Genomic DNA, 23,074 nt, shown 5'->3' with positions numbered 1-23,074 from the left:
ATGTTCGGTGGCTTCGCTTCTTCCTCACATTCTGAACAAGCCGCTTCCACTTTTTTTATAGTAATTCAAACACTCCCGCTGCTCCCATTCCGCCGCCAATACACATTGTTACGATACCGAATTGTTCGTTGCGGCGTTTCATTTCGTGAATAAGAGATAGTGTTAGTTTTGCTCCTGTACAGCCAAGTGGATGTCCAAGTGCGATTGCACCACCGTTTACGTTTACTTTTTCTTCATCTAAACCAAGTTCACGAATAACTTGGATCGATTGAGAAGCAAATGCTTCGTTTAGTTCGAATAAGCCAATATCAGATAGCTCTAAGCCAGCTAGTTTTAACGCTTTTGGAATTGCAGCGATTGGGCCAATTCCCATTACTTCTGGTGGTACGCCAGCTACTGCAAATGAACGGAATTTCGCAAGTGGCTTCATGCCATCGCTCACTGCTTTTTCACGATCCATTAATAGTACAGATGCTGCACCGTCACTCATTTGTGAAGAGTTACCAGCTGTTACAGAACCGCGAACGTTAAATGCTGGACGTAATTTCCCTAAAATGTCTAGCGTCGTCTCTGCTCTCACACCTTCATCTTGTGCGAAAATGATTGTTTCTTCTTGCAGTTTATTGTTTGAGCCAACCGAGCGTAACGTCACATCTACAGATACTGTTTCATCAGCAAAGTTTCCTGCCGCTAATGCTTTGGCAGCACGTTGATGACTTCTTACTGCAAATGCATCTTGCTCTTCACGAGAAATTCCATATTTCACAGCAACTTGCTCTGCTGTATGTCCCATACCCATATAATATTCTGGAGCCGCTTCTACAAGGCGACTATTCGGACGAACAACGTGTCCCATCATTGGAACTAAACTCATTGATTCCGCTCCGCCTGATAATACAGCTTCAGAGTGACCAAGCATAATGCGCTCTGCTCCGTAAGCGATACTTTGTAAACCAGAAGAACAGTAACGGTTAATTGTAATAGCTGGAACATCGTAAGAAAGTCCTGCTAGTCCGCCGATATTACGAGCCATATTTAAACCTTGTTCTGCTTCTGGCATCGCACAACCGAAAATTAAATCATCGATTGGTCCTTCATAATTTGCACGCTTTAACGTTTCCTTTACTACTAACGCCCCTAGATCGTCAGGACGAACTGTTTTTAATGAACCCCTCTTTGCTTTTCCAATTGGTGTTCTTGCTCCCGCAACAATGACAGCTTCTCTCATGAACGATATCTCCCCTCGTTATTAGTTACGTAATGGCTTTCCTTTTACAAGCATGTGCTGCATTCTTGCTTGTGATTTCATCTCACTTACTAAGCTAATAAATGCTTCACGTTCTACATCTAATAAATACTGCTCATCAACTTCTGTTCCGTACGGCACTTTTCCGCCCGCAATGACATATGCAAGTTTCTTCGCAATGTGAAGATCATGTTCAGAAATGTAACCTGATAAATGCATTGCTTCTGCACCAAGTACAAGAGTTGCATATCCTGTTTCACCAACAACTGGTATCTTTTTACGAATCGGTGCTTTATAGCCAGCTTCATATAAAGCAAGTGCTTTCTGTTTCGCATCATATAGTAAGTGATCACCATTCACACTAATACCGTCTTTATCGCCTAAGAAGTTGTTCGATACAGCTTCTTGTGCTGATGTAGAAACTTTCGCCATCGCTACAGATTCGAACACTTTATTCGCAACTTTTTGCAGATCAAACTCTACACCGTTTGGCATTTTATTTAAGTGTTTAATGTATAGCTCTTTATTACCGCCTCCGCCAGGGATTAAGCCAACACCAACTTCTACTAAGCCCATATACGTTTCACTAGAAGCTTGAATGCTAGCTGCTGGTAAGCAAACTTCTGTACCTCCGCCAAGCGTCATACCGTATGGTGCTGCTACAACTGGCTTAGAAGAGTACTTAATTTTCGTCATTGCATCTTGGAAGTTTTTCACAACCAACTCAATTTCAAAGTAATTGTCGTCTTGTGCTTCCATTAAGATCATTGCTAGGTTCGCACCAACGCAGAAGTTCTTCGATTGGTTACCGATAACAAGACCTTTATAATTCTTTTCTACTTCATCAACAGCGTAGTTAATCATTTGCGTAATATCCATACCGATTGCATTGCTCTTCGAATGGAACTCTAAGCAAAGGATGCCGTCGCCTAAATCAATTAAGCTCGCTCCGCTATTTTTCTTTAATACACCATTTTTCGCTTTTAATTGCTTAAGAGAAATTGCTTTTTTATTACGCTCGATTAGCTTATATTCGCCATTATCGTAATAGTAGCTATCGCCATTATCATGTTTATAGAAAGTAGTGAAACCTTTCTCTAACATTTCTTTCACCCAAGTAGGAACAACTACGCCGTTTTCTTCCATCTTTTGAACAGATTTTTCAACACCAATTGCATCCCACACTTCAAATGGCCCTTGCTCCCAGCCGAAGCCCCACTTCATCGCTTGGTCAATTGCAACGATATCGTCAGCAATCTCTTTATGAAGTTTTGCAGAGTATAAAAGAGTTGGTGTAATGATGTTCCATAACAACTCTCCTGCACGGTCTTTCGCGTATACAAGCGCTTTCAATTTATTCGCTAATCTTTTTTCTTGTTTACTTAACTCTACGGATGCAGCTTTTAATTTTTTACGCGCTTCGTATTCCATCGTTTCAGGATTTAATTCTAAAATTTCTTTTCCTTGTTTTAAGAAGAAGCCTTGACCCGTTTTACTTCCAAGCCATTTTTTCTCAAGCATGTCATGCATGAAAGCTGGTACTTTAAATACATCACGCTCTTCTTCTTGTACGTTTTCATATACGTTATTTGCAACGTGTACGAATGTATCTAAACCGACAACATCTAATGTACGGAACGTCGCGCTCTTCGGACGACCAATAAGTGGGCCTGTTACAGAATCAACTTCCCCAATGCTATAGCCGCGTTTTATCATCTCTTGAAGAGTTACTAATAAACCGTACGTACCGATGCGGTTTCCAATAAAGTTTGGTGTGTCTTTTGCGATAACAACGCCTTTTCCAAGAACGTCTTCGCCAAATAGTTTCATGAAGCTTAATACTTGTGGATCTGTTTCTTTCGTCGGTATTACCTCTAGAAGTTTTAAATATCGTGGTGGGTTAAAAAAGTGTGTGCCTAAGAAGTGTTTCTGGAAGTCGTCTGAACGACCTTCTGCCATTTTTTCAACTGAGATGCCTGACGTATTCGAGCTTACAATAGAACCCGGTTTACGAACAGCGTCTACTTTTTCAAATAATTTCTTTTTAATATCTAAGTTTTCAACTACTACTTCAATAATCCAATCTACATCAGCTAGACGCTCAAGATCATCTTCTAAGTTACCTGCTTCAATCAGTGCTAAATTTCCTTTCACTGTCAGAGGAGCTGGTTTTTGCTTTAATAATTTTTGCACAGCCGTATTACTAAAACGATTTCTCACACTTTTATGTTCTAATGTAAGTCCCTTCGCTTCCTCTTCTTTTGTTAGCGCAGGTGGTACAATATCAAGCAATAATGTCGGAATACCAATATTAGCTAAGTGTGCCGCAATCCCTGAACCCATTACGCCTGAACCTAGAACAGCAGCCTTTTTAATTTGGAACATCCAATTCTCCCCCTATTCTTGAATGAATGCTCATTCAATTTTTCGACATAAGTCGCAATCAATGAGTGATCCTCTACTAATAAATATATGATACTGTTTAAATTTTCGCAATATATTTATTGATAAAATTTTCTGAAATAAATATTTTTCTTTCATTTGGCTATGCTATATATGTGTATTTTCTTTGTTTAAATGCACTTTTCCTTTTTATAATCTGACGAAACTGGAGGAATATATATGGCAAAACTTAAGAAGAACCCTTCTAAGGCTGGAATTAGTGCAGCTAGTGTAACTGGAAATGCAGGTCCGCATAATCACGGTGTTGAAAAAGGACGCCAAGGTAATAATCAACAATATAAGAAGCATAATATGGGCGAAAAATAACGCTATATTTTTGGGCAGAGAACGTGGCATAATGATTAATGGCTGCTTTTTCTGCCCAATTTATTTGTACATATGGAAAACAAAAGAGGGAACGATGATGAAACGAACAATAGTTATGATTGTAATGATTGCTACACTATTTACAGGGATGATTTTCTTCTCTTATGCACAGAGGCAACAAGCTGTAAGAGCTGATCAACCTAAGATTACTGGGCAATATGGCGTTACAATCGATGCAGACACAGGTGAAATTTTGTATGGGAAACGCGAAGACGAACGTTCTTATCCGGCTAGTATAGCCAAAATGATGACAACCCTTCTTTTACTAGAGAATGTAAAAGAAGATGAAGAAATTACAGTTACAGAAAACGCAATTAAAACAGAAAGTCAAAGTAAGAAAATTAAACTTCGTGCTGGGGAAAAATTAAAGCGTGATGAGGCATTAAAACTTATGCTTATCATTAGTGCAGATCCAATAGCTGAATCAATTGCAGAACATATCGCAGGATCAAAAAATGAATTTGTGAAGATGATGAATGCTAGAGCGAAGGAACTTGGTACAAAGCATGCGACTTTCAAGAATGCAAGTGGTGCTGATGCAATTGGGAATAAAGTATCACCATATGACATTGCTATTATTACGAAAGAAGCATTAAAGTATCCAGTTGTTTTAGAATATATGAATTCAACACGTACAACTCTACATACTTCAGAACGCTCTCCAAACATCGCAAACTATGGACGAGAAGAACTATATGACGATCCATATGCGATTGGAAGTAAAAGTGGTCTATCAGCACTTGGCAAATATACAGTCGTAACAGTCGATGAAAAAGACGGTAAACGCGTCATTAACGTCGTATTATCTTCTACTCGCGCGCAACTATATCCTGATACGAAGAAAATGGCACATTATGCATTTCAGCAATTAAAATAACCAAGGAGTATTTTCTCCTTGGTTATTTTTTAACCATACCTTTTAATACGAACGCAACGTTTGCTGGACGCTCTGCTAGACGACGCATGAAGTAGCCATACCAGTCGTTTCCATAAGGTACGTAAACACGCATTTTGTAACCTTCTTTTACTAGCTCAAGTTGACGCTCATTACGAATACCATATAACATTTGGAATTCAAATTGATCCCTTGGAATGTTGTGTTCTTCAGCAAGTTTTTTTGTATATTCAATAATCGCTTCATCATGTGAAGCAATTGCAGTATAATTTCCATTTAATAAGTGCATTTTAATAATTTTTTTATAATTGTCATCTACATCTTTCTTATCCGGGAACGCCACTTCTTCAGGTTCTTTATAAGCACCTTTTACAAGACGTAAATTAGGATTATAAGCATTTAAATCTTCAATATCTTTTTCTGTACGATATAGGTAAGCTTGAATAACAGTACCAATATTATCGTATTCAGATTTTAATTGTTTAAAGATATCAATTGTTTTACCACAGCGTGTATAGTCTTCCATATCAATGGTAACGAACACACCATTTTCTTTTGCAGCTTCTAAAATACGGCGCATATTGTTCATTACGATTTCATCAGAGATATCTAATCCCATAGAAGTCATCTTTAAAGAAAGCTGCGAATCAAGACCTTCTCTTCCAATTGCACGGATCGCTTCAATCGATTGGTTAGCCATTTCATTTGCTTCCGCTTCATTATCAACGAATTCACCTAAATAATCGATTGTTACACAAAGACCTTGCTTATTTAATGCCTGAATGGCAGCTGTCGCTAATTCAATCGTCTCCCCTGCGACGAAGCGACCTGCACCAAAGCGTAAACCGTACTTTTTAGCCAGTTTTGTTAGCGCTTTATTTTTAGATAAGAAAAGAAACGAATTTCGCATTAATTGTTCCATGTAATTCACCCCTATGACTGTAATTTATCTGTTTTTTACCCCTCTTCAAAATTATATCACTGTTTAAAATTATTGGATACAAATAATTATTTAGATAATTTATAAAATACTATAAAAACATTTAAAAACCTATATTCTCGCATGCAAATATGAAGGGAATATTTTTCGACATTTAGAAAAAACGGGTTTACTAGGGCAAAAATAGGCATACCGAAAATATTCGACATGCCTATAAAACCCTTAATATTCCATGTAAATTATATAAGGATATTAATAAGAAAAACTTAAAGTAGCATCACCTAAGTTTTTTAATTCTCATTTCGCTTCTCCTCATTCAGCCTTTTAATATCCGTAATTAACTGTACCATCTCTTCTTTCGCATCTGGATAAGTTTCATTCCAATGCTTCACTAAAGCTGGCATCGTCTTCGCTATGTAAGAATAAAGTGCCCACTTCTTTACCTGTTCTTTTCGCTCTTCATTACTCTCGCCAAGTAACAGCTCAGTGTATTTCTCTAGTAAACCGTCAAACTGCTCGTTAAACTTTTCACTCATTTTATTTACCTCCTATATGAAAAAAGCAGCGAAGATCGCTGCTTTTTCTTATAATTTTGATCGGACAGAGTTTAATTTTTTCTCCATTGTGCTTACTTTATCACGACGATCATCAATACGAATCGTTGTTGCAACACGCTGTGCACCTTTCGTATATGGAACTTCATGCATTTGTTGAATTACTTCTAGAACGACAGGAAGATCTCCTTCAATAATTGTATTCATCGGTGTTAATTGATACTTCACGCGATCCGCATTTTTCTCTAGCACCTTTTGTACTTCTGCTACATATTCACTAACACTTGGATTACCTGTTCCTACCGGAATAATCGATACGTCAACAATTGCCATAGTAGTCTTCCTCCTATAATCGCTTCTTATATATCCATTGTCTATTTTACCGAAATCCTCATCATTTTACTAATATGTTACTCTTCCACTTTAAACTGCTCAACTAATCTTTCTAAATCTTTCATATGCTCTGTCAAACTTTCCATCGTGTGGGCTACCTTTTCTAGATGATTAACCTGTGATTCAGTTGCAGCATGTACCTCTTCAGAAACAGCTGCACTTTCTTGACTCGTACCAGCAATTGTATGCATTACCGCTGTAATTTCTCCTTGCTCGTAACCTATGTTATGTACCTCTTCTACAATTTTTTCAACTGAAGTACTAATCGTATTTACAACTGACATAATTGTGCGGAACTCCATTTCTGCCTCTGTCGTCACTTTATTTTGCACATCTGCAATGTCTTTCAATTTACTTACAACTTCTACAACCCTTTTTACTTCTAATTGCACATCACCAATCATCGTTGTGATTTCTCCTGTTGCCTCTTTTGATTGTTCCGCTAATTTCCGAACCTCTTCAGCAACAACCGCAAATCCCTTACCTTGCTCACCTGCACGGGCAGCTTCAATCGAGGCATTTAAAGCAAGTAAATTTGTTTGATCCGAAATACCTTTTATAAGCTCAACAACATTTTGAATCGATCCAACTCTTTGTTCTAACTTATCCGATGCTTCTTCTGTATGAACAACAATCGAAGATGATTGTCCCCTCGTACGGACTAAGTTCCTCATTGTATTTAATCCTTGCTTAGATGCCTCTTCCGCTTTGCCAGTCACTCCTTTTATTTCACCAACGGAGCTATTCATTTGTTCCACTGACTCTGCCATATTCTCGAGCTGAGCTGAAACTTCATCCACACTATTCGCAAGAGTAGAAGCTCCCCCGCTCACATCATCCATTGCTCCGGAAACTTCTCTACTAGCCGCTACTGTTTCGTTCGTTAAATAATGTAAACTATTCGTTGATTGTTGCACTGTTGATACGCTGTTTTTAATTTTACTTACCATTTCATTCATTTGTTCAACCATATCATTAAAGTGCTTCGTCAACTCTCCAACTTCATCTTTACTTGTCACCTTCATTCGCAGCGTTAAATCCCCTTCTGCTACTTTTTGAACGTGATTCTTTAATAATTGCAGTGGTCTTGCTAATCTTCTTGAGAACAAGTAGGAAGCTACGATTCCAACTAATAAACTAATACACGCCATCATAATGACTGTATTTCTCGTACTATTTAATAGCCCATCGATCGTTTCTTTCGGATAAAAGATTCCTATCGTCCATTTCATCGTATCAAATGATTGACTATAAACAACTACATCTTCACCTTTTATTGTAGTGACCGCATATTTTGTTACCTCTTTATTTAAGCTCTTTATAAGTGGCTCTTTAGAAACATCTTTCCCTATCTTTTCTGGATAAACAAGAGCCATATTTTTATCATTTATAATAAACATTTCTCCGTCATTATTATATTGAATATTGTGAAGCAACTTCTGAATCGTCCCAAGCGATACATCCATCGCAACAACGCCTAATACAGATCCATCTTGAGCTGTAATTGCTTTAGAAACACCTACACTTAACTTTCCTGTTGCAATTTCATAAGAAGGTTGTCCCCAATGGACCTTTTTTACATCAGCCTCTGAATCTTTATACCATGGTCTTGTCGTTGGATCATATCCTTCTGGCACTTGCCCACCTTCAGCAAGATTGGCACTTAATGTTTTTTTATCTTTCGTACCAATATATAAATCTAAAATACCAGGATGATTCTTTTTATACTCCGCAAACTCTTTCGTTAAAAACGCTTCCTCTTCTGGAGTAACCCCACCTTGAAGCATATTACGAATCATCTCACTGTTCGCGTAATACCCCATATCTTCATCCGTTCTTTGAACAAATGTCGTAAGTTGCTCTGTCACAAGATCCATCGCATTTTGAGAATACTCGTCTAAGGAACGCACTTCCTTTTCTTTCTGTAATTGATACACAGCTGTACCCAATATTACGAACATCATAGAAATAAGTACTGAAAACACTACCGCAATTTTTAAACGTAAACTTCTTAACATCTTCCCCCCAGCATCCCCTTCGCATTAAATTGAAATATTATTAATCATTATATTAAGTATAATAGATAAAATTAAAAAATTGAAATTAATTCTCACCTTAATACAATTAGAAAACGGACTACCACTTGTGCAAAAACAAATAGTTCATTATCCTTAAAATATAATCTCATTCGTTCGGAGGGAACTATGTTACAAAAATTCGGTTTCTCACAATATGAAAGCCAAGCTTATGAAGTTGTCGTATCAAGCAATGAACCATTAGATGCTACAACAATTGTGAAGCATTCAGGTGTTCCAAAAGCAAAAATATATGAAGTACTAGCACGCCTAATCGATAAAGGAATGGTAATGGATTCTGTTTCAGAAAAGAAAAAATTGTATACAGCATTACCACTAAAGCTAGCAATTGAAAAATTAACGACAGAATTTCAATCAAATATTAAGGAACTGGAAACAAATATATCAAAAAAATCATTTACAGATGACCGTGTTTGGAGCTTAAAGATGCAATCTTCTATTCGAGTTCAAAGTAAAGAACTCATTGAAAGTGCAAAAGAATCAATCCGTATTTCAGCTTGGAATGATACTCTTTTAGAATATCTTCCTTTACTAGAACAAAAAGCAAAACAAGGTGTTCAAATTGAATCCCTTATTGTTGGAGAAGTAGAAACAGACTTAGAAAACATGCATTTTCTAATCCCAGCTGAAGAGCCTAATGCATTAGAGCGCTACTTGCTACTCATCGTTGACGATCGTGAAATTTTATTTGCTGGCGTAGAACAAGAGTCATGGCAAGCGATGAAAACAATGTCACAACCTTTCGTAAAGTTCTTTACAGAATTTTTCTATCACGACGTTGCACTTGCAAAGATTACTCAAAAACACCATGATCTCTTTATGGAAGATGAGGAAATTAAGAGTTTGTTGATGAAGTTAAGATACTAATTAAATAATAAACAGGAGTCTAGTTTTTCACTTAGACTCCTTTTCGTTTTGTTCCTTTATCTCCATCAACAGCTCAATGATTTTCTCATTTTGCTCTACCTGTTTCTCTGAATTTTTATAGATGAAACGAACCCATCTAAGTGCAAGAATAATAAGAAACAAAGGGAGCATTGAAATTAGAAGACCAATAATTGAAAAATTCGTATACATATACCTCACCTCGCTATACACCCTTTCTCCATTTCTCTACTAAAACCTGCAATTTTTTACAAATAAAAAAAGAACCTATCAAACGATAGATTCTTCTTTCGCAAACTGAGTAGAGCGTCCTCTCGTAATCGAGAAAATCGCGCAAAGCAGTGCTAATATAATAAAGCCACCGCCTACCCAAGCGTTATATATAACAGATGATTTTTCAATAACAACTCCGCCTACTGTTGAACCGAGTGCAATTCCTAAATGAAGCGCAGAGTTATTTAAACCTTGCTGGATACCAGCTGATTCCGGTGCAATGTCAATTAAATAATTTTGCTGTGCTGGTGAAATCGCCCAGCTCAGCATACTCCAAAGTCCCATCATAATGATGAAGAGTGGGAATGAGAATGTCATTAATGGCAACATGAAGATTGCACATGCAAATACGATAATAATCGAGATAATACTTTTCTTCGATCCCCATTTATCAGCAAGCCATCCACCGAATCCACCGCCGATTACTGCTGCGATTCCGAAAATGAAGTAAAACACACTAATCCAATTTGCTTCAACATGCATAACATCTTTTAAAAACGGTGTTAAATATGCATACAATGTTAAATGCCCCGTTAAAAACAAAAATGATGTTAACTGTGCACTTACAATTTTTTTATCTTTTAAAGTAGCAAGTTGTTCTTTTATTGATAATACCGATGTCGGTGGTACTTTCGTTAAGAACAATGAAATACAAGCAATTGCCATAACTGTTAATACTGAAATCAATACAAATGGCGCACGCCATCCGTATGCATTTCCGAGTACAAGACCGAGCGGTACTCCAAGTACAAGTGATCCACTAATTCCCATAAAAATGATTCCAATTGCACGCGCACGAAAATGCGGTTCTACTACACTAGAAGCAAGTGTTACCGATAGTGCAATAATTAATGAACCACTCGCCGCACAAATAACCCTTGAGAACATTAGCATTCCGTAATTCACACTAAATGCCGAAATAATATTTCCGATTAAGAAAATCGATAATGCTCCAACATACAATGTTTTTCTTTCAAACTTCCCTGTCAAAGCTAATAAAACTGGACCTGACAAAGCAAATACTACCGAAAATATTGTTATAAGCTGACCAGCTGCGCTAATAGATACTCCTAAATCATTGGCAACTAAATCGAGCGTTCCTCCTATAATTAGCTCAACCGTTCCGACTACGAAAGCCGCGATAGCTAAAATATAAACACGAAAATTCAAGTCTTTCCCCACGCTTTCTGTTTTGGTTACTACGACTATAGTAACCAAAATAGAAAGTGGACGCAAGTACAATTTTTTTACAGTAAAAAAGGTAGGCGTATTATACGCCTACCCTTCCATCATTCTGTTTCTTTCTTCTTATTCAAGTACCAATACACCGGAAGTCCCGTAAAGACAATTCCAATTGATAAGAAACAACTTACCGGATCATTAATAATCGCACTACCGATTACAAAGAACGAACCTAAAATCGCAACGATTGGTACGATTGGGAATAACGGTACACTATATGCACGCTCTTTATTCTTATTACGTTTCCTTAAAATGAAGACACCAATAAACGTCATTACATAGAAAATATAAATAATAAATACGGAAATCTCAGATAGCTTATTTGGATCACTAATAATCATTAAAATAATTCCTAAAATGATTTCAACAGTAATCGCATTTGCTGGTGTTTTAAATCTTGGACTTTCCTTTGCAATAAACTTAGAAAATGGAAGTTGTCCACGTTCCGCCATAGACATTGGAATACGTGGGAATGTTAAAATCTTTCCATTTAAACAACCGAAAATAGAAACGATAATACCGATACTAATAATTTTCCCGCCATATTCTCCAAGTAACATGCCCGCAGCTGTCGCTGTTGCATTTTCTCCAAGGTCTACAATTTTCGCTGCTGGTAATACATTTAATAACGCCAAGTTAATTAATACGTATGCAGCTGTTACAATTAAAATCCCAACTGTCATTGCTTTCGGTAATAACTTTGTTGGATTCTTCATTTCTCCACCAATCGAAGCAAGTAAAATCCAGCCGTCATAAGCAAATAACGTTGCTAAAATTGCCATACCGATACTTTGATTTTCTGATATCGGCACTACTACGTTAAAAATATCACTGTTTCCTTTCCAAAAACCTAACACGACAATTAATACAATCGGAATCATTTTCCCAATTGTCGTGATTGTTTGAACGATACCTCCGTATTTTGTTCCCATACTATTTACAAAGCCAAGGAACACAACTGTTCCGATTGCGATTGGTAAATTCCACACTTTATCTAAATAGAAAAAATTAATCATTAAAGAACTAAAGTATAAACCTAATGTTCCGATAATAGCTGGTCCATAAACAATTGTTTGCATCCAGCCTGATAAATATCCCCAAAAACTTCCGTAAATCTCCTCTAAATACGTATACAACCCACCATTTTTCGGGATTTGCGCTCCAATTTCGGCTACTGTTAAACCACTTGCTAACGTCAACAGACCACCAATTACCCAAGCAAGAATGGCCATATTAGAACTCCCTGAGTAATCTAATACGCTTCCTGGTTTCATAAATACACCAGACCCGATAATCGTTCCTACTACGATAGAAAGTGCTACTGTTAAACCAATTTTGTTCTTCTCATCATGATGCATGCTGCGTATCCTCCTTCCAATTCTAGTGTGATGCAAAAATGAAATAAAAAAACACTCCTCCCTAAAAAAGGGACGAGTGTTGTATTCGTGGTTCCACCCTTGTTTCAATTCGCAAAGTAACACACTTCACCAATTTCTCAAGTCTAAATAACGGTTTTTGCCGGCAAGCAATTACTAGATGTTCGTTCACTGCTGCAGTTCAGAGGTGGTAATCTATTTTTCCGTATTAGGAAGCTCACAGCCAAAGGCTTCCCTCTCTGGGAATCGTAAAAAATTAATCGTGTCCTCATCATCACTTCTTGATGTCGAATTTTGTAGTTATTGTTCATTATATTGAATTGTTAGAAAAAATCAATATATTTTTTTATATAACATAGGAAATATTTCTCTTCTTATATTATAACAGAAGATACAAAACTTCTCTAATTCCCTAAAAATGGTATAATTCATTTAGGAGGTGTACCAATAATGATTGCTGTCTTTTGTATCATCGCTACGTTTCTCTCTGTTCTATTCGCTATCATGTATCGAAACAAGTATCCTGTTTATAGCATTTTAGCGGTAGCTATTATACCAGCTGTTTCCTTCTACGTATTGGGTAAATATCAATATACGGAAGTGTTTATCGGTTTTGCAATCTTCTACTGCGTCTTCGGATACATACTAACAATGAAAAGAATCTTATTGAATCATTAAAAGAGACCGATTTCTATAAGTAGAAATCGGTCCTCGCATGTACCTTCCGGTTGCCCCACGAAAGATACATAAATCAATTATTTATCTTCTTTTTTCATAAAAAACTTGTGATGTGGAAGATCCACATTTAATTCCTCTAATTGTTTCTTTTCATTGTCTAAAATCGCTTTTGCTTTTGTTTTTGTTGCTTCATCTAATCCCGCAAAGATGTCTTCACGCTTCTCTTTTTCTGGAAGTTTCACACCTAATTTTGTTAATTCTTCTTTTGCTTGCTCATGCGTTAATTTTCCAGATTTCTTTTGCTCTAAAATCGACTTCGCTTTCTCTTTCGCCTGTTCATCTAAGTTAGCAAACATGTCTCCATGCTTACCTTTCTCCGGCATTTTCACGCCTAACTTTGTTAATTCCTCTTTTGCTTGCTCATGCGTTAATTTTCCAGATTTCTTTTGCTCTAAAATCAACTTCGCTTTTGCTTTCGCCTGATCATCTAAGTTAGCAAACATGTCTCCATGTTTACCTTTCTCCGGCATTTTCACGCCTAGCTTTGTTAATTCCTCTTTTGCTTGCTCATGCGTTAATTTTCCAGATTTCTTTTGCTCTAAAATCGACTTCGCTTTTGCTTTCGCCTGATCATCTAATCCTGCAAACATGTCTTTACGCTTCTCTTTCTCCGGAAGCTTTACACCTAGTTTCTCTAACTGTTTCTTTGTATCGTCCATAATTGTTTTTACTTTTTGTTTTGTAGCGTCATCCAAATCCTTTTTCGCCGTTTTTGTAGACTGTTCAGCTGCTGGAGTATTCGTTGCCGCGAATGCCGGAATACCGACTCCTCCAATGATTCCGAATGATAAAGCACCTGCAATCGCTAAATACCCAACTGTTTTCTTCTTCATAGGAAATTTCCTCCTTCATATTTCTAAAGCATGTACACTTTCGTATACAATGCCAATAGTAATGTTGGTTTCTTAAAATTCCCTTAACGTTTCGAATAAAAAACACCGCTCATAATGAGCGGTGTTTCTCTATGCTTTTTGTAATTGTAACTCTTCACGTTCCATTATTTTTCTTAATACGATTGTTTGTGTCATTGTAAATAAGTTACCTGTTATCCAGTACAATACAAGTCCTGATGGCGCCGCAAACCCCATAAATAGAATCATTGCCGGCATCATAATTTGCTGTATCTTTAGCATCTGTACTTGTTCTCCAGGTGTAATATTAGATTGGAAAACTTTCATCTGAATAAATGTCGTTAACGCTGCAATAATCGGTAATATATGATATGGATCTGCATGTCCTAAGTTCACCCATAAAAAAGAAGATGTGCGAATCTCTTCCGTTCTGCTAATCGCATAATACAAAGCAGAGAAAATCGGCATTTGTATAAAAATTGGCCAGCAACCAGCAAGTGGATTCCAACCGCCTGATTTCATTAGCTCTGACATTTCTTTTTGATACTGCTTTTGTTTTTCAAGATCTTTGCCTACATCACCGTACTTTTTCTTTAGCTTCTGCAATTCAGGTTGCATTTTCTTCATTTTCGCTTGGCTACGATATTGTGAAACAGCTAATGGAATCATCGCTGAACGAATAACGAGCGTCATAATAATGATTGCAATCCCAAAGCTAGCTCCAGGTATATGATGAGCAACAAATTGAATCATAAACGAGATTGGATATACGAAATAATGATCCCAAATCCCAGTACTATGTGCATCAATTGGGGCTGCATTACTGCAGCCAGATAAAACAAAAACAAGTAATAATGATAAACTAACGAGCACAGCTCGGTATGATTTTAACATGTTCATTCCTCCAATGTTTCGTAATTATTTAGCGAAACATTGGTGTATACGGACCGACCTCATCATTCTCTTCACTTGATTCTTGTCTACGTACAGAACGAATCATTCCATATTTATAAAAAATAGAAAATAGCGGTACATTTCCCGCACTATCTTCACATGTATCAACTAACGCAAAAGCTCTTTGTCTACCGCTTGATGCTTGTTGACGCACAAAGCGAGAAACATTAGCAAGGAAGAAAACTTCTAATAAACAAAGTGCCGTCGTTACAAACGATATATATAAAATTGCATCCTGCAATAAAAATTCCATCGCTTCACATCCTTAATAAGGTCATTTTAGCACATTAGGCAAACATTCTCTATTTCCTTTTATTTTCAAAAAAATTATTTTGCATATTTTCTCAAGAAAACAATAATTAAGAAACGTTGTATTCGCTTTCTTTAGTATATTCACGCACATCAATGAATAGGCTTGATTTATTAGAAATTTATAAAATTTTTGCATTATAATAAAACTATTGCCAGTTTTTGAAAAAACCTTTATTCTCTTCTTGTAATCAAAAATGAATATGGAGATGAAACATACTATGGGTCAACTAGGAGACGCCGATTACGTTCCCGACACCGCCTTTTTATCCTTCCCAGCAGCTAAAACATTTCATTTAGAATTTATGATACAGTTGGTTGTTATTTTTATAGCTTCTATTTTGTATGCAATTTCTATGAATATGTTTTTTATCCCGCATAATATGATTAGCGGTGGATTCGCTGGTGTAGGGATGATTATCGGTTATTTAATGCACTACAATATCGGTGCACTTATCTTTTTACTAAACATTCCTCTTCTTATTTTAAGTCACTTTTACTTAGGCAAGAAGACAACCTTTTTAACAGCGTACTTTGTAGCTGTGTCATCTTTAGCGATGAATATTATCCCGGTACACCAAGTTTCAGACGATATTTTACTTTCTTCTGTATTCGGTGGTGTTATCTGCGGAGCAGCTTCAGGAATTATATTCCGATTTGCTTCTTCAACAGGTGGTTTTGATGTTGTTGGATTGATTGTAGCAAAATATCGAGATGTTTCAATTGGAGCAATCATATTTGTATTCAACTTAATCTTACTTGTCGCAGCAGGTTTTATTTTCGGATGGGATATTACACTTTATACGTTAATTAGTCGATTTGTAGTCAGCAAAGTTATCGATGCTGTGCATACGAAACATATTAAATTAACGATAATGACTATTACAGAAAAAGGCGAGGAAATAAAAAGCGCACTACTACATCACGGCATACGCGGGGTGACAATGGTAGACGCTGTCGGCGGCTATACAAACCATAAGAAAAAAATGATTTACACTGTCGTGACTCGCTATGAGTTAGGCGAAATGAAACGTATTATCCGTCAAGTGGATAACAAAGCATTTATGAACATTACTGAAACAGTTGAAATTGTCGGCCGTTTCAAACGTATATAAAAAAGGTTAATACATTAAAGGGCATAACATATTAGTCATATATACTATGTTATGCCCTTTGTTATTCAACTAACGCACCCTTTAGCATAATAAAATCACGAAGTTTATTACTACAAATCGGAGGATAACATTCCATATACAAAACTATCTGTCCATTCATTTTTATTCCAAAAATCTTGTATGAAATGGGCTTCCTTTCTCATACCTATTCGTTCACACAATTTTTTTGAAGCTGTATTACGTGCATCAAGATTAGCTTGTATACGATGTACATTACATTCATTAAATAATTTAAACACCAAACTACTTACTGCTTCTGTTGCCAAACCTCTTCCAACTACTTCATTTGAAAAACTATAACCAATCTCAACAGTATCCTTCATATTTGTGTACCATACGGATAAGTCACCAACTACTTTAGTCTTGTATATAACTGCCAAACTTAATATTGATTCTTCAGTAAGTGCATTGTTTGCTAGCTTCTTATTAAATCTTTTCTGCATGTCTTCATGAGTCCACTTATTATGTAATAGGAACTTACATGTATCATCATTATTATAAATAGCAAATACATCCTGTAAATCAGTACTCTTAAAAGGTCTAATTATTAATCTTTCTGTTGTGATTTCCAAGTTAGCTCCCCTCCCTTACATTCATGCTACAAAACATTTTTTATTGTATTTAAGCCTCCTTCTTAGATCTCACCTTGATTACATATTTCATCATAATAAATTAAAATCCTTCTTCCACTAAACTGCATTGTTAATGGTATTTCCTTACGCTTTTTATTTTTTACACTTATTACAAAATCAGATAATTCTATTATTATGTCCCTAAATGTGTTATAATGAAAGCAGACTCACAAAAAAAGAGTATATAGACTTGGAAGTTTCTCTTATTTTACAAGCAAAAAGAAACGAGCAGTCGGGTATATTTCAGACACCATACACGTAACGGTTTAAACAACCGATCATCTTAGTTACTCTTCAATGATCTTTTTATAAAAAGATACGTACAATTAAAACTCACTTCAATATACTATACCTACCTTTTTGACTTCCAAATCATCTTATTACATAGGGAGATGAACATATGAATCAATATATACGATATACAATAGCTGTCCTGTTTGCTATTATCGGCGGTACGATTTGTTTCTGGACAAACACACAGCTTGGAGAGAATATCATTTTTAATGGAATCGAAACACTTGTAAGCGCTTCAATTTTAGGCGGATACATTTACTTCCTCTTCAATCCAGAAGAAAATGCTCAGAAAACAATGTTATTAACAATGATTGGAATCGTTGGTGGATGTATTTCCTACTCAATGACAAACTATACATTACCACTTCAATTAAGCTCAGCTTTCTTCCACGGTCTATGGACTTGGTTCATTGCATTCTGCTTAGCAGACGTATTCAACCTATTACAAGACAATGAAGAAGATAGCGGTCGCCAAATTGAAAGTAACTCTTAAGCTGGAAGGAATTCTTCCAGCTTTTTTATGTTGGTTTGCATACACCGGCACTACAATAAAAAGAAGCTACCCAACGGCAACTTCTTTTCCATATACCCCACTTCGTATTCACTTAAATATATCAACGATTTTTCAAATATATCGATCGTTTCTCCACTTATATCAACGATTTTTTCATTATATCAACGATTCGGCACAAGATATCGATTTAACGACAACCTTAGACATCCAAAACGTACAACATACCCTATCCCCCAAGCAACTTACTGCCGAACTCTACGATTAAAAAGATAATCAATAGGATCGCGAGTATCTTTAATGCTACATATGCTACTTTAAAAACAACATAAATGAGCAAGACTATCAAAATAATTGATAAAATTTCCATATTTACTTCCTCCAAGCTTTGCTCTTCTTATCTCATTTTACTCGCCCTAGGCTGTTTATGGAACGGCATAAGATGACATATAAAAAAGAGGATACCTCACCCATCGTAAGATACCCTCTCTTTCAGCTGCTTAAACCATTCTCTTTCTAATTGTAAATATCCCATCTCACTCTTCTCGGCGCTCTTTAATTCTTGATCGGCTTTCTTCATATAAGTACGGGACGCTTCCATATTGCCCTCTACATATTTAATAATCCCTTGTGTACGGTAATATCCACTTAGGTCCATTTTTGTAATAGCCTTTGCATGTTCCTTTGCTTCTTGCAAAGAAAGACTATCCATCTGATAAAGGGCTTTATATAAAAGGTACCAACTATGAAAACTACTAACGAAAAACTTATTTTCTTTCGTTACAGGTAATTGAACAATTCGTTCTATATACGGTATCGCTCTTTCCATTCCCTCTTGATCTGCACGAGCAAAAAAGACGAGCATAAGTCTACTCATTATCTCCCTTATCCCTTTATTCTCTTTTATTTTCTCCTCACTAAGTTCTACTAATCTTTCATCCCAATCTTTCGGTCTTTTATAACTAAATAACTCACTCGATATTTGAATCTCATATAAGTGATTTCTAGCTCTTTCATCATCTTTAATTAAAATAAGAAATTGCATCCCATCACTCATAAGCATTCCTTTTATCGGCACAATTGTAACCGCAAAGATTGCAAAATGGAAAAAGGAAAAATATAAAAGATATTGATAATAACTCACCATGTATATGTAACCGGAAGTAATACCAAATAGTAAACTCGTAATCGGTCCACCTAAAGTGAGCCACGCCCACTTTTTCGAAAGATTCGGTGTCTCTATAGAAGGTGGTACTAATGTTGCAACACCTCCAAAGTACGCCCATAATTTATTTTCTCGAATGCGTAATTTTCCCTTTTCTTTTTGAATAGTAATGGGTCCTACTGTCATAAATTTAAATGTTAAACCACCTATTACACCAAATACTACATGTCCTAGCTCATGAATGGCTAACACTAACAATGAAATTCCAACTATTGCCCATAGGTTCAAAATTACTTCTAATTTCCCAGTTCGGATTACTCCGTATAAAATGGACAGAATTAGCGCCACTGTCATTGAGCCAGCTGGCCTTCTTAAAATATCCACCTTTTTCTCCCCTTAATAAATCATTTTTCTCTGCATTTCGTACATGAACTTCCCGAGATGCAATATCCAAATAAATGAGATTAAGCCAATTAATACAAAATCGATATTACTAGCAGCTGTATATATAACGGCAGCCCACCATACATATGCCAATATTGTATTCGTAAATTCATACGCTTTATATCCAGCCTCATGCACAATGTGCTTTAATCCTTCATCTGCGTTTTTCGTCCACATTTTCATAGATTCCATATACGTTACACCTTGTTCAGGGTATAGCTTATTATAACGATTTTTTGTTATGAGCCCGATAATCACTACAGTAGTTAAACAAACAATAGAAGCTACTAAATTCCACACCGCAAATGAAACATTAGTATCCTGCAACAGTGCACGTCTACATGTAATAACTGCATATACAAACCATGCCTGCGTCACTATATCACCTACACGTAAATATATACTTATAATGCCTAATTTTCTGCCTTGTACGCTCTCTTCTTCATCGCGTGCCTCCGCTAACATACGCGTATTCTTCCAAGTGTAGTACATCATTAAGATTCCAAAAATAGTACATATGCCTATAAATGTATTGGATGATAATTTTCTCGGTTCATCCGAGAGTAAATTTAAAGCTATATAAGACGTTAAAAAGCCACCCATCATACTTAATGCTATTTTCCCCACAGAATCAAATTGTTTTTTTCGTTTACTCTTCATCATCCTCTTCCCCCTCCACTAACGTGAATATTTCCTCCACCGATACATTGAAAATTTGTGCGATTTTTAACGACAATACAATAGATGGTGCATAATCCCCGCGCTCAATTAAACTAATCGTTTGCCGTGATGATCCAATCGCTTTCCCTAAATCCCCTTGTGATAAACGATGCTTTGCTCGCAATTCCCTCACTCGATTTTGAAGCTTCATGTCTTCCCTCTTTTTCATTTATTTAATTAAAATTGTAAATAATATCCTTATTTTTGTCAATTATAATTGTCATTACGACTATAATAATTGACAAGATACTTATTTCTTATCCTGTATCAAATTCCTATAAAGAATGTAAAATGTGCATTAAACATAGTCTTAACAATAAAATAAAAAAGGCAGTGCTTTTGCACTGCCTTCCTAAATTCTGACATAGAATGGATTTCATATTAGCTTGCGTTTTGTAGTAATACTCGTTTTAACTGTTTGCGGAAACGAACACCTAACGTAATTGCTACGATAACGATAACTCCAACAATGATTTTACCGATATGATCTTCTAGCACTCCAAAGATGTCATGTAAGTTTCCACCTAACCAGTAACCACCGATTAAGAAGAATGATACCCAAAATAGAGCGCCTGAATAAATTGTAATGGCAAAACGACGGAATGGTAAATTAATAATTCCTGCAAAGTATCCTGTGAAATGACGTACACCAGGAATAAAGAAACCAATAAAAATCAGGAAGTACCCATACTTATCAAACCACATTCTCGTTAAATCAATTTTTCTTTGTGTTAAAAATACGTATTTTCCATACTTTTGAATGAAAGGCATACCTAATTTATTTCCTAAAAAGTATTGAATCGTCATTCCTACACTTGTCCCAATAAAGGATAGAATGATTAAAATCGGTAAACTTAAATCACCCTTCTGCGCTAAAAATCCCGCATATGCTAATGTGGGCTCTCCCGGAAACGGAAGTGCAATATATTCTAACAGCAAGCCGACAAGTACAACATAGTACCCGTATTGCTGAAATAATTCATGAATCCATTCCATGTCATCTCTCCTTTCAATCACGTACAACTTCTTACTATTATTGTATAAAAAAATTGTCGAAATAACTATCACAATAGCTTACATTTTTATTACATTTTTGTAAGGGTCACACTAATGATTTCCGTTCTTTATTAATTAGTAAAAATCATTTTTTAAGTCGAAATAACAAAAAGACGCATTAATATCATGCAAATTTTATCCATTTTTTAACACTTAAAAACCCCTCTAATTTTGTTCTCAATAAAAAACCACCACAAACTCATCCTAACTTCATATTAGCTTCATATACGTATTGTAAGATTATATCGGAATTTGTTGAAAAATTTAACCAATATATGACTAAGCATTAATTTGAATAAATATAAGTCGTTTTCGAAATTGAAAAAAGGGTGAATACGAAATGGAAGCATATAAAATGCACGATTTTATTAATACAAATGTTGAATCTCATCAAAATGAAACCGTTTTTAATTTACACATGTGTGAAACAAGTGAATTTGACGTAAGTTTAACAAAATCTACAACACTATCTTTTATCGTTTCAAAAAAGAATATTAAAATTGTCACGAAAAAATGGATTAATTCAAATCAAGAAAGCATGATTGGCAAAAGCTACATCATTCCAACAAAAGCTTTTCATTATTTCTTACCAATCATTTCTGAAAATGAAGATGAGCTAAATATTCAAGTTCAAAGTTTTGGACTACGTGGTGAGCTTTTATTAAATGAAAGATTACTTATTGATAAAAACAACAAACACAACAGCAAAATCACTGCATTCTTTGAAACATTAGATGAAAATGTAAATAAAGCTTTACGAGGATTACAACTTCATTGTATGTAAGACTATTACGATAGTAAAAGGAGAATAACAATGAAAAAATTATTATTAAGCGCACTATTATCATTAGGATTTTTAACTCTTCCATTCGCTAGCGCAGAGGCCGCTACAACGAAAGATCAATTAATCGTAAACACTCAGTTAAATAAAATGGATTATTATCAGGATGGAAAATTTATAAAAAGTTTTACTGTCGCTACTGGAAAAGCAGCAACACCTACACCTAAAGGAACTTTTCAAATCGTAAATAAAATTAAAAACCGCCCTTATTATACAGGCAAAATTAAAGGCGGCGATCCACGTAATCCACTTGGTGACCGTTGGCTCGGATTAAATATGGCAGGAACTTACGGAACAACTTATGCAATTCACGGAACTAACAATAATCAAGCAATCGGCAAAGCAACAACACTTGGTTGTATTCGTATGTATAACAATGATATACACTGGTTATTTGAGCGCGTTCAGCAGCAAGCTACTGTCACTGTAAAATAGCCTAAAAACAAGATTTATGTGTAGCCAAGAATTTTATGTCTTGGCTTATTTTATTTATTCATTTACAGTAGCAAAACAACTGTATTTACATATATAATAGGAATAGATTTGATTAGCTGATATTTAAACATTGATAAACGTAGATATTAAAATTATACAGTTATAATGTTTTATAAATTTTATAATACATACTATAATAGAACTACTGTAATTCTGAACT

General features: G+C 35.7%; 26 protein-coding genes, 1 pseudogene and 1 other annotated feature. Of the genes and pseudogenes, 8 read left to right on the top strand and 19 right to left on the bottom strand.

Annotation, left to right across the window (positions count from 1 at the left end):
- Window positions 1-55: 55 nt before the first annotated feature.
- Together ACLBXA_RS11245 and ACLBXA_RS11240 are read right to left on the bottom strand one after the other, a co-directional pair.
- Window positions 56-1,228 (bottom strand): acetyl-CoA C-acetyltransferase, encoded by a 1,173-nt coding sequence (locus ACLBXA_RS11245; RefSeq protein WP_001206331.1) that lies wholly within the window; start codon window positions 1,226-1,228, stop codon window positions 56-58.
- 21 nt (window positions 1,229-1,249) lie between these two features.
- Window positions 1,250-3,631 (bottom strand): 3-hydroxyacyl-CoA dehydrogenase/enoyl-CoA hydratase family protein, encoded by a 2,382-nt coding sequence (locus tag ACLBXA_RS11240; RefSeq protein WP_151919572.1) that lies wholly within the window; start codon window positions 3,629-3,631, stop codon window positions 1,250-1,252.
- Between the two features lie 237 nt (window positions 3,632-3,868).
- On the opposite strand from ACLBXA_RS11240, the gene ACLBXA_RS11235 reads away from it, so the two are divergent.
- A complete protein-coding gene (locus ACLBXA_RS11235; protein WP_001096344.1) occupies window positions 3,869-4,015 on the top strand; it encodes a YuzL family protein in 147 nt (48 codons plus the stop codon).
- Window positions 4,016-4,112: 97 nt separating this feature from the next.
- Entirely contained in the window at window positions 4,113-4,952 is an 840-nt protein-coding gene (locus ACLBXA_RS11230; RefSeq protein WP_000831456.1) for a D-alanyl-D-alanine carboxypeptidase family protein, read from the top strand.
- Between the two features lie 22 nt (window positions 4,953-4,974).
- Here ACLBXA_RS11230 and ACLBXA_RS11225 read toward each other — a convergent pair whose 3' ends face one another.
- The 5 genes and pseudogenes from ACLBXA_RS11225 to ACLBXA_RS11205 all read right to left on the bottom strand — a co-directional run.
- On the bottom strand, window positions 4,975-5,892 hold the full coding sequence (locus ACLBXA_RS11225) for a proline dehydrogenase family protein (protein ID WP_000436780.1): 918 nt from the start codon (window positions 5,890-5,892) through the stop codon (window positions 4,975-4,977).
- 308 nt (window positions 5,893-6,200) lie between these two features.
- A complete protein-coding gene (locus ACLBXA_RS11220; RefSeq protein ID WP_001290589.1) occupies window positions 6,201-6,446 on the bottom strand; it encodes a YusU family protein in 246 nt (81 codons plus the stop codon).
- A gap of 48 nt (window positions 6,447-6,494) precedes the next feature.
- Complete coding sequence (locus ACLBXA_RS11215; protein ID WP_088322167.1) at window positions 6,495-6,797, bottom strand: MTH1187 family thiamine-binding protein; 303 nt, start codon at window positions 6,795-6,797, stop codon at window positions 6,495-6,497.
- Window positions 6,798-6,874: 77 nt separating this feature from the next.
- Window positions 6,875-7,699, bottom strand: a complete 825-nt coding sequence (locus ACLBXA_RS11210) for a methyl-accepting chemotaxis protein (protein ID WP_414638675.1) — start codon at window positions 7,697-7,699, stop codon at window positions 6,875-6,877.
- Window positions 7,700-7,822: 123 nt separating this feature from the next.
- Window positions 7,823-8,818: pseudogene (locus ACLBXA_RS11205) on the bottom strand (cache domain-containing protein); the annotation flags it as partial.
- 243 nt (window positions 8,819-9,061) lie between these two features.
- On the opposite strand from ACLBXA_RS11205, the gene ACLBXA_RS11200 reads away from it, so the two are divergent.
- Window positions 9,062-9,820 carry a TrmB family transcriptional regulator gene (locus ACLBXA_RS11200; protein ID WP_000939479.1) on the top strand — a complete coding sequence of 253 codons (759 nt, stop codon included), beginning with the start codon at window positions 9,062-9,064 and terminating at the stop codon, window positions 9,818-9,820.
- Window positions 9,821-9,847: 27 nt separating this feature from the next.
- Here ACLBXA_RS11200 and ACLBXA_RS11195 read toward each other — a convergent pair whose 3' ends face one another.
- The 3 genes from ACLBXA_RS11195 to ACLBXA_RS11185 all read right to left on the bottom strand — a co-directional run bounded on the left by ACLBXA_RS11195 (window position 9,848) and on the right by ACLBXA_RS11185 (window position 12,711).
- Window positions 9,848-10,030 carry a hypothetical protein gene (locus ACLBXA_RS11195; protein ID WP_000288473.1) on the bottom strand — a complete coding sequence of 61 codons (183 nt, stop codon included), beginning with the start codon at window positions 10,028-10,030 and terminating at the stop codon, window positions 9,848-9,850.
- Between the two features lie 78 nt (window positions 10,031-10,108).
- Entirely contained in the window at window positions 10,109-11,293 is a 1,185-nt protein-coding gene (locus ACLBXA_RS11190) for an MFS transporter (protein WP_003280661.1), read from the bottom strand.
- 107 nt (window positions 11,294-11,400) lie between these two features.
- Window positions 11,401-12,711 carry an APC family permease gene (locus ACLBXA_RS11185; protein WP_000546308.1) on the bottom strand — a complete coding sequence of 437 codons (1,311 nt, stop codon included), beginning with the start codon at window positions 12,709-12,711 and terminating at the stop codon, window positions 11,401-11,403.
- Window positions 12,712-12,776: 65 nt separating this feature from the next.
- Window positions 12,777-13,013, bottom strand: a binding site (T-box leader).
- 166 nt (window positions 13,014-13,179) lie between these two features.
- On the opposite strand from ACLBXA_RS11185, the gene ACLBXA_RS11180 reads away from it, so the two are divergent.
- On the top strand, window positions 13,180-13,407 hold the full coding sequence (locus ACLBXA_RS11180; RefSeq protein WP_000562247.1) for a hypothetical protein: 228 nt from the start codon (window positions 13,180-13,182) through the stop codon (window positions 13,405-13,407).
- A 77-nt stretch (window positions 13,408-13,484) separates the two neighbouring features.
- On the opposite strand, the gene ACLBXA_RS11175 is transcribed toward ACLBXA_RS11180, so the two are convergent.
- The 3 genes from ACLBXA_RS11175 to ACLBXA_RS11165 all read right to left on the bottom strand — a co-directional run bounded on the left by ACLBXA_RS11175 (window position 13,485) and on the right by ACLBXA_RS11165 (window position 15,525).
- Window positions 13,485-14,300, bottom strand: coding sequence for a hypothetical protein (locus tag ACLBXA_RS11175; RefSeq protein WP_447617215.1), 816 nt, complete (start codon window positions 14,298-14,300; stop codon window positions 13,485-13,487).
- A gap of 129 nt (window positions 14,301-14,429) precedes the next feature.
- The gene (gene yidC, locus ACLBXA_RS11170; protein WP_000920528.1) at window positions 14,430-15,212 is read right to left on the bottom strand and encodes a membrane protein insertase YidC; all 783 of its coding nucleotides are present in this window, start codon (window positions 15,210-15,212) and stop codon (window positions 14,430-14,432) included.
- A gap of 28 nt (window positions 15,213-15,240) precedes the next feature.
- Window positions 15,241-15,525 (bottom strand): hypothetical protein, encoded by a 285-nt coding sequence (locus ACLBXA_RS11165; protein WP_000394930.1) that lies wholly within the window; start codon window positions 15,523-15,525, stop codon window positions 15,241-15,243.
- A 277-nt stretch (window positions 15,526-15,802) separates the two neighbouring features.
- Between ACLBXA_RS11165 and ACLBXA_RS11160 the strand changes: the two genes are divergently transcribed.
- Window positions 15,803-16,696 (top strand): YitT family protein, encoded by an 894-nt coding sequence (locus tag ACLBXA_RS11160; protein ID WP_000530044.1) that lies wholly within the window; start codon window positions 15,803-15,805, stop codon window positions 16,694-16,696.
- Window positions 16,697-16,806: 110 nt separating this feature from the next.
- Here ACLBXA_RS11160 and ACLBXA_RS11155 read toward each other — a convergent pair whose 3' ends face one another.
- A complete protein-coding gene (locus tag ACLBXA_RS11155; RefSeq protein ID WP_000406909.1) occupies window positions 16,807-17,328 on the bottom strand; it encodes a GNAT family N-acetyltransferase in 522 nt (173 codons plus the stop codon).
- A gap of 460 nt (window positions 17,329-17,788) precedes the next feature.
- On the opposite strand from ACLBXA_RS11155, the gene ACLBXA_RS11150 reads away from it, so the two are divergent.
- A complete protein-coding gene (locus ACLBXA_RS11150) occupies window positions 17,789-18,175 on the top strand; it encodes a DUF3938 domain-containing protein (protein ID WP_001077773.1) in 387 nt (128 codons plus the stop codon).
- Between the two features lie 247 nt (window positions 18,176-18,422).
- Here the strand turns inward: ACLBXA_RS11150 and ACLBXA_RS11145 are convergent, their stop codons facing one another.
- The 5 genes from ACLBXA_RS11145 to ACLBXA_RS11125 all read right to left on the bottom strand — a co-directional run bounded on the left by ACLBXA_RS11145 (window position 18,423) and on the right by ACLBXA_RS11125 (window position 21,518).
- Window positions 18,423-18,563 carry a DUF3985 family protein gene (locus ACLBXA_RS11145; RefSeq protein WP_000404758.1) on the bottom strand — a complete coding sequence of 47 codons (141 nt, stop codon included), beginning with the start codon at window positions 18,561-18,563 and terminating at the stop codon, window positions 18,423-18,425.
- A gap of 96 nt (window positions 18,564-18,659) precedes the next feature.
- Entirely contained in the window at window positions 18,660-19,712 is a 1,053-nt protein-coding gene (locus ACLBXA_RS11140; RefSeq protein ID WP_002083694.1) for a hypothetical protein, read from the bottom strand.
- 42 nt (window positions 19,713-19,754) lie between these two features.
- On the bottom strand, window positions 19,755-20,462 hold the full coding sequence (locus ACLBXA_RS11135) for a DUF3169 family protein (RefSeq protein WP_000837718.1): 708 nt from the start codon (window positions 20,460-20,462) through the stop codon (window positions 19,755-19,757).
- A complete protein-coding gene (locus tag ACLBXA_RS11130; RefSeq protein WP_000776170.1) occupies window positions 20,452-20,673 on the bottom strand; it encodes a helix-turn-helix transcriptional regulator in 222 nt (73 codons plus the stop codon). Before ACLBXA_RS11130 ends, ACLBXA_RS11135 begins: the two co-directional genes overlap by 11 nt.
- Window positions 20,674-20,903: 230 nt before the next feature.
- The gene (locus ACLBXA_RS11125) at window positions 20,904-21,518 is read right to left on the bottom strand and encodes a DedA family protein (RefSeq protein WP_000454764.1); all 615 of its coding nucleotides are present in this window, start codon (window positions 21,516-21,518) and stop codon (window positions 20,904-20,906) included.
- Between the two features lie 400 nt (window positions 21,519-21,918).
- On the opposite strand from ACLBXA_RS11125, the gene ACLBXA_RS11120 reads away from it, so the two are divergent.
- Both ACLBXA_RS11120 and ACLBXA_RS11115 read left to right on the top strand, forming a co-directional pair.
- On the top strand, window positions 21,919-22,362 hold the full coding sequence (locus ACLBXA_RS11120) for a DUF3978 domain-containing protein (protein WP_000388763.1): 444 nt from the start codon (window positions 21,919-21,921) through the stop codon (window positions 22,360-22,362).
- Window positions 22,363-22,392: 30 nt separating this feature from the next.
- A complete protein-coding gene (locus ACLBXA_RS11115) occupies window positions 22,393-22,854 on the top strand; it encodes a L,D-transpeptidase (protein WP_000735061.1) in 462 nt (153 codons plus the stop codon).
- Window positions 22,855-23,074 lie beyond the last annotated feature (220 nt).

This window comes from Bacillus sp. D48C, assembly GCF_053345735.1.
This window is presented reverse-complemented; position numbering and strand designations above follow the sequence as displayed.

Bases quoted from the DNA above. Each gene is read 5' to 3' on its own strand.
- ACLBXA_RS11245 (WP_001206331.1), bottom strand. From the start codon at position 1,228: ATGAGAGAAGCTGTCATTGTTGCGGGAGCAAGAACACCAATTGGAAAA.
- ACLBXA_RS11240 (WP_151919572.1), bottom strand. From the start codon at position 3,631: ATGTTCCAAATTAAAAAGGCTGCTGTTCTAGGTTCAGGCGTAATGGGT.
- ACLBXA_RS11235 (WP_001096344.1), top strand. From the start codon at position 3,869: ATGGCAAAACTTAAGAAGAACCCTTCTAAGGCTGGAATTAGTGCAGCT.
- ACLBXA_RS11230 (WP_000831456.1), top strand. From the start codon at position 4,113: ATGAAACGAACAATAGTTATGATTGTAATGATTGCTACACTATTTACA.
- ACLBXA_RS11225 (WP_000436780.1), bottom strand. From the start codon at position 5,892: ATGGAACAATTAATGCGAAATTCGTTTCTTTTCTTATCTAAAAATAAA.
- ACLBXA_RS11220 (WP_001290589.1), bottom strand. From the start codon at position 6,446: ATGAGTGAAAAGTTTAACGAGCAGTTTGACGGTTTACTAGAGAAATAC.
- ACLBXA_RS11215 (WP_088322167.1), bottom strand. From the start codon at position 6,797: ATGGCAATTGTTGACGTATCGATTATTCCGGTAGGAACAGGTAATCCA.
- ACLBXA_RS11210 (WP_414638675.1), bottom strand. From the start codon at position 7,699: ATGGATGATGTGAGCGGGGGAGCTTCTACTCTTGCGAATAGTGTGGAT.
- ACLBXA_RS11200 (WP_000939479.1), top strand. From the start codon at position 9,062: ATGTTACAAAAATTCGGTTTCTCACAATATGAAAGCCAAGCTTATGAA.
- ACLBXA_RS11195 (WP_000288473.1), bottom strand. From the start codon at position 10,030: ATGTATACGAATTTTTCAATTATTGGTCTTCTAATTTCAATGCTCCCT.
- ACLBXA_RS11185 (WP_000546308.1), bottom strand. From the start codon at position 12,711: ATGCATCATGATGAGAAGAACAAAATTGGTTTAACAGTAGCACTTTCT.
- ACLBXA_RS11180 (WP_000562247.1), top strand. From the start codon at position 13,180: ATGATTGCTGTCTTTTGTATCATCGCTACGTTTCTCTCTGTTCTATTC.
- ACLBXA_RS11175 (WP_447617215.1), bottom strand. From the start codon at position 14,300: ATGAAGAAGAAAACAGTTGGGTATTTAGCGATTGCAGGTGCTTTATCA.
- yidC (WP_000920528.1), bottom strand. From the start codon at position 15,212: ATGTTAAAATCATACCGAGCTGTGCTCGTTAGTTTATCATTATTACTT.
- ACLBXA_RS11165 (WP_000394930.1), bottom strand. From the start codon at position 15,525: ATGGAATTTTTATTGCAGGATGCAATTTTATATATATCGTTTGTAACG.
- ACLBXA_RS11160 (WP_000530044.1), top strand. From the start codon at position 15,803: ATGGGTCAACTAGGAGACGCCGATTACGTTCCCGACACCGCCTTTTTA.
- ACLBXA_RS11150 (WP_001077773.1), top strand. From the start codon at position 17,789: ATGAATCAATATATACGATATACAATAGCTGTCCTGTTTGCTATTATC.
- ACLBXA_RS11145 (WP_000404758.1), bottom strand. From the start codon at position 18,563: ATGGAAATTTTATCAATTATTTTGATAGTCTTGCTCATTTATGTTGTT.
- ACLBXA_RS11140 (WP_002083694.1), bottom strand. From the start codon at position 19,712: ATGACAGTGGCGCTAATTCTGTCCATTTTATACGGAGTAATCCGAACT.
- ACLBXA_RS11135 (WP_000837718.1), bottom strand. From the start codon at position 20,462: ATGAAGAGTAAACGAAAAAAACAATTTGATTCTGTGGGGAAAATAGCA.
- ACLBXA_RS11130 (WP_000776170.1), bottom strand. From the start codon at position 20,673: ATGAAGCTTCAAAATCGAGTGAGGGAATTGCGAGCAAAGCATCGTTTA.
- ACLBXA_RS11125 (WP_000454764.1), bottom strand. From the start codon at position 21,518: ATGGAATGGATTCATGAATTATTTCAGCAATACGGGTACTATGTTGTA.
- ACLBXA_RS11120 (WP_000388763.1), top strand. From the start codon at position 21,919: ATGGAAGCATATAAAATGCACGATTTTATTAATACAAATGTTGAATCT.
- ACLBXA_RS11115 (WP_000735061.1), top strand. From the start codon at position 22,393: ATGAAAAAATTATTATTAAGCGCACTATTATCATTAGGATTTTTAACT.